Origin of the sequence: Corallococcus terminator, assembly GCF_003611635.1 — a bacterium.
GTDB lineage: Bacteria > Myxococcota > Myxococcia > Myxococcales > Myxococcaceae > Corallococcus > Corallococcus terminator.
The window spans coordinates 1-5046 of the sequence record NZ_RAVZ01000495.1 but is presented as its reverse complement, the minus strand read 5'-3'; the positions used below and the strand labels follow the sequence as shown (position 1 = coordinate 5046).

Annotated in this window: 5 protein-coding genes; 3 read left to right on the top strand and 2 right to left on the bottom strand. The window is 70.8% G+C overall.

Annotated elements, in window-relative coordinates; genetic code table 11:
• The coding region (locus D7V88_RS38825) for an SDR family oxidoreductase (protein ID WP_120545568.1) at nt 1–394 on the bottom strand (394 nt) is incomplete at its 3' end.
• A 273-nt stretch (nt 395–667) separates the two neighbouring features.
• Here D7V88_RS38825 and D7V88_RS38820 point away from each other — a divergent pair.
• Both D7V88_RS38820 and D7V88_RS38815 read left to right on the top strand, forming a co-directional pair.
• Nucleotides 668–1678 (top strand): DUF1028 domain-containing protein, encoded by a 1011-nt coding sequence (locus tag D7V88_RS38820; RefSeq protein ID WP_244238628.1) that lies wholly within the window; start codon nt 668–670, stop codon nt 1676–1678.
• Nucleotides 1679–1731: 53 nt separating this feature from the next.
• Entirely contained in the window at nt 1732–2913 is a 1182-nt protein-coding gene (locus tag D7V88_RS38815; protein WP_120545567.1) for an acyl-CoA dehydrogenase family protein, read from the top strand.
• Nucleotides 2914–2988: 75 nt separating this feature from the next.
• Here the strand turns inward: D7V88_RS38815 and D7V88_RS38810 are convergent, their stop codons facing one another.
• A complete protein-coding gene (locus D7V88_RS38810; RefSeq protein WP_120545566.1) occupies nt 2989–3948 on the bottom strand; it encodes a DUF2058 family protein in 960 nt (319 codons plus the stop codon).
• 105 nt (nt 3949–4053) lie between these two features.
• Between D7V88_RS38810 and D7V88_RS38805 the strand changes: the two genes are divergently transcribed.
• A partial coding sequence (locus tag D7V88_RS38805; protein ID WP_167509916.1) for a hypothetical protein occupies nt 4054–5046 on the top strand: 993 nt, incomplete at its 3' end.

The window sequence follows — 5046 nt, the reverse complement described above, 5'->3', positions numbered from 1 at the left end:
GCCCGCCACCCGCCGCCACCATCGCCGGCATCAGCTCACGGCACAGGATGAACGGCGCTGTCACATTCACCGCCATCACCTTCGCCAGGTCCGCGGTGCTCGTCTTCGTCAGCGGCGCGGACACCGTGATGCCCGCGTTGTTCACCAGCACCCGGGGCGCCCCGCCCGCGAGGATGGCCTTGCACGCGGCGAGCAGCGCGGACTCGTCCCCCACGTCCACCGCGTGCGTGCGGATGCGCTCGCCGCCTTCCTTGCGCAGGGCCTCCAGCGACTCCGCGGACCGCGCCAGCGCCCACACGTCATAGCCCTCGCGCGCGAACGCCAGGGACACCGCGCGGCCAATGCCCCGGCTGGCGCCCGTCACCACCACCGTCTTCGTCGTCTCGCTTGCCATGGGCCGGAAGCATAGCCCCGCGCCTGCCTCGCGTTGACGCGTGTTCGCGCTGGCCAGCGGGCTCCGTTCCCTTCCCGGCGTTCCTTGCTTCGGCCCGAATTCTTTTCGCTGCCCGCGATATGCGCGCAAAGGCCGTGCGTTTCATGGCGCAGCACCACGGGGCCAGGAGTCGCGGGCCCTGTTGGTTTCCTCAGTCACTCCCCCCTGACGAAAGGGTTTCCGCCTCCATGCGCCCCAGCGCATGACGACGGGAGCGCCTTGCCCCGAGGCATCATGAGCGTGAAGTCCCTTGAGCGTGGCCTGTTGGTTGTCGCATCCCTGTTGGCGTCCACCCAGACCTTCGCGGCGCCGCCCGCCGGCGCCACCGTCAACCCGCGCGTCCTGGGCACGCGCGCCATCGTCGCGTGCGACGCCGTGGAGAAGTCGTGCGGCGTGGCCAGCATCTCCTTCCCCGCGGGCATCAGCGGCCTGGTGCCCTATGGTCGCCCGGACGTGGCGGTGGCCACCATGTTCTACCCCTCGGTGGATGACGCCGAGGCGGTCATCGCCCGCACGGACGCGGGCGACACGGCCCAGACCGCCGTCGACTACGTGTTCACCGTGGATCCGTACGCGGACTACCGTCAGCTCGCCGCGGTGAAGCTCAACCCCAACGGCACCATCACGGTGGGCCAGCGGACCGGCGCGGAGAACGCCCCGGAGCGCTGCGCCGTGAAGGGCGCCACCTTCGTGGTGCAGGCCAACAACCAGACCACCCCGCTCATCTGCGGCGCGATGGCCACGGGCTTCCTGAACGCGAAGGGGAGCCTGCCGCAGCGGCTGCTCGCGTCGCTCAAGGCGGGGGCCCTGGTGGGGCGGGACCGCAACGGCGAGCGCTCCGGCGTCATCCGCGTCTGGACCTCGGAGAACGAGTCGACCTTCTACACGAAGGTGCTGGCGGACGCCGTCGTGCACAGCAGCAGGACCGCGCTGAAGGACCTGGACGTGGAGATGAACCGCTACCAGGCGGGCATCGCCGCGCCGTACGCGTCGGACCTCATCCCGCTCGACGCGGCCACCGCGAAGACCGTGAAGACCGCGCTGAACAAGATCGGGCACTACAACGGCGTCGTGGACGGGACCTGGAACGACGCCGCCGAACAGGCGCTGTCGGACTTCAACTGGAGCAACCTCTTCTTCCTCAAGCCCACGGTGGTGGTGGGCGGCCAGCGGAAGATCGATGGTCCGCTGGTCAACTTCCTGCGTGACGCGGACCCGAAGGCGCTCATGGTCGGGGGCGAGTGACGCACCGCGCGCGGGTTTGACGGCTCCGGGAGTGCGACGTTAAGCACCCCGGCATGCCCCGCGCCGACATCACCGACCTGTTCCGCATCGACGACCTGCTGTCCGCCGACGAGAAGGCCGCCCGCGACTCCGTGGCCCGCTTCGTGGACTCGGAGGTGCTGCCCATCATCGGGCGGCACTTCCGGGATGGCACCTTCCCCGCGCACCTCGTCCCGGGGCTCGCGGAGCTGGGCGTGCTGGGCGCGAACCTCCAGGGGTACGGCTGCGCGGGGATGAACACCGTCAGCTACGGGCTCATCCTCCAGGAACTGGAGCGGGGGGACTCCGGCCTGCGCAGCTTCGCGTCCGTGCAGGGCTCGCTGTGCATGTTCCCCATCCACGCGTTCGGCAGTGAAGAGCAGAAGGCGCGCTTCCTGCCGGGCATGGCGAAGGGGAAGCTCATCGGCTGCTTTGGCCTCACGGAGCCTGACTTCGGCTCCAACCCCGGCGGCATGCGCGCCCGCGCCCGGAAGGACGGGGACACCTGGGTGCTCAACGGCACCAAGGCGTGGATTACGAATGGCAGCATCGCGGACGTCGCGGTGGTGTGGGCGAAGACGGAGGACGGCGGCGCGGAGTCCGTGCGCGGCTTCCTGGTGGAGAAGGGCATGCCGGGCTTCAGCGCCCGGGAGATCCCCGGCAAGTTCTCCCTGCGCGCGTCCCTCACGAGCGAGCTGTCGTTCCAGGACGTGCGCGTGCCGGAGCGCAATGTGCTGCCCGGCGTCGTGGGCCTCAAGGGGCCGCTGTCGTGTCTCAACAACGCGCGCGCGGGCATCGCGTTCGCGGTGACGGGCGCGGCCATCGCCTGCTTCGAGGGCGCGCGTGAGTACGCGCTGGGCCGCACGCAGTTCGACGGAAAGTCCATCGCCGGCTACCAGCTCACGCAGGAGAAGCTGGCGGACATGCTCCAGGAAATCGTGAAGGCGCAGTTGTTGAGCCTGCGGCTCGCGCGCCTCAAGGACGAGGGCAGGAGCAACCCCGTGATGGTGAGCCTGGCCAAGCGCAACAACGTGAAGAGCGCGCTGGAGATCGCCCGCGTGGCCCGGAGCATCTACGGCGCCAACGGCATCACGGACGACTACCCGCCGGTGCGCCACATGCTGAATCTGGAGAGCGTCTTCACCTACGAGGGCACCCACGAGGTGCACACGCTGGTGCTGGGCAAGGCCATCACCGGCATCGACGCGTTCGGCTGAGCGAAGGTCGGCGGTGGAAGGCCGCGCCGCTCCCCTCGCTCCCGGGTGGGAGGAGGGGAGGGCACGGGAAGGGAATCAGGACTGCGTGCCGCCTTCGGTGCCGGGCTCCGGCTCGGAAGGCGCGGCTTCAGGCTCGGAAGCCGCGGCGTCGGACTCGGAATCCGCCTCGGCGTCCTCGGACGCGTCGGTGGCCTCGGCGGCCTCCGGCTCGTCGGGAATCTCCGGAGCGGTGCCAGCGGCCTCGGCGGCCTGCTGCGCCTTGAGCTGCTCGTCGTTCATGAAGCCGACGGGGCTCTCCTTGCGGTTGAAGAAGCGCACGGCCTTGGCGGACAGCTGGAACATCTGCTCGGCCGCGACGGCGGGCACGAGCGAGTGTTCGATCTGCGCCGGCTCCGGACGCTCCACCACGCCCAGCTCGCCGTCCTCCAACTGCTTGGCCTGGGCGGGGGACAGCTCCATGCGGCGCAGCTTCCCCTTGCGCGTCATGAAGTAGAACGTCGTCTCGCCCGGCTCCTGGGGCACCTGGGAGCCCAGGACCAGCTCGCGCAGGGCCCGGTCCAGCTCCACCTGCTTCTTGGACTCGGCGCGCTGGTAGGCCTTGGAGCCCGGCAGGGGCGGCAGCTTGGGGATGGGCTTGTCGCTGGTCGCGCCCGGACGGCTGGACGCGGCGAACCCGCCCTGGGGACCCCGGAAGCCTCCGCCCTCACGGCGCGGCGGACCTCCAGCACCCTGACGCGGCGGGCCTCCGGCGCCTCCGCCCTCACGGCGCGGCGGACCTCCGGCGCCCTGACGCGGCGGAGCTCCAGCACCTCCACCCTCGCGGCGCGGCGGACCTCCGCGGTCGTCTCGACGCGGCGGGCCTCCCGATGTCCGATTCTCATCACGTCCCCGGTGGGCGGGCGCGCGTGGAGCGCTCCCCTGGCTGTCTTCGGGGGAAGAGGCCGGGCGTCGCGGAGGCGCAGAAGACTCGGTCTTCTTGGCCTGCTCCTCGGAGACGAGGCCCGCTTTCAACAACTTGTCTCGCAGGTTCTGCATGGGTTGGGCGTTCTATCCCTTGCACGGCCGCACGCAAGCCACCGCTTGCCGCTCTTGTGGGGCCCACGTAACTTGCCGCCCCCGCCGTCCTGTTGTGGAGGTTCCGTGAGAAGTCTGACGAAGTCCGCCGCCGCCCTCGCCCTGGTCCTGGCCGCCACCGGCTGCTCGGACCCCGTGGACAAGGCGGCCAAGGCCCGCATCTTCTCTCCGGAGGACCCGCCGAAGGTGGTCGCCTCCGCGAAGCAGAAGCTGCCGCCGGAGGACGTCGCGGACAACCCCCAGGTGTCGCGCCGCATCCTGGGCATGGACGCCGCGGAGGTCACCGAGCGACTGGGCCCGCACTACTTCCAGTCCTCCCTGGGCTACGAGTGGGCCGGCCCCAACGGCAACACCCCCGTGAAGCTCACGGAGACGCGCTCCTTCCGCGCCGGCCCCGGGGGCGTCAACGGCGACTTCCACGGCATCCTGGAGAACTCCCGCGACCAGGGCCTGGAGGTCATGCGCGTGCAGGGCCAGGTGTTCGCCCGCAACCGCTACGGTCCCTACCGCCAGCGCCTGCGCGACCGGGGCATGGCCGAGCGCACCCGCACGGAGCTCACCGGCGCCATCCGCGACTTCGACAGCCTCTTCCAGGGCCGCATCAAGCTGACCCCCGCCGGCACCGTCACCCATGAGGGCCGCACCGCGTGGAAGTACGCCGTGTCCCTGGGCCCCGAGCAGCAGGGCGTCGTCGCGCAGAAGATGCCCGCCGCCTTCGCGCCCCGCGCTGGCGCGGACGAGACCACGAAGCGCCGCGCCAGCTTCTTCACCCACCGCATGCCGCGCTCGCTGGAGGGCGAGGTGCTGGTGGACGCGGACACGTCCGTGGTCCTCAAGGCCCGGCTGGACGGACGCATCGGCGTGCCCCAGGAGAAGACCCCGGAGGCGGCCGAATTGCGCATGACGCTGGAGTCCAGCCTGACGGAGATTGGCAAGGACCCGAAGCTCGCGCCGCCCCAGGACTTCCTGCCGGACGCGGACAAGCCCCAGGGCATCGCGGACGCGCTGGACCACTTCGGCATCCCGCGTGGCAAGCCCGGCGATTCGCCCTCCACCCCC

Excerpts from the sequence above, each read along its gene's own strand:
- D7V88_RS38820 (WP_244238628.1), top strand. The coding sequence starts at position 668 with ATGAGCGTGAAGTCCCTTGAGCGTGGCCTGTTGGTTGTCGCATCCCTG.
- D7V88_RS38815 (WP_120545567.1), top strand. The coding sequence starts at position 1,732 with ATGCCCCGCGCCGACATCACCGACCTGTTCCGCATCGACGACCTGCTG.
- D7V88_RS38810 (WP_120545566.1), bottom strand. The coding sequence starts at position 3,948 with ATGCAGAACCTGCGAGACAAGTTGTTGAAAGCGGGCCTCGTCTCCGAG.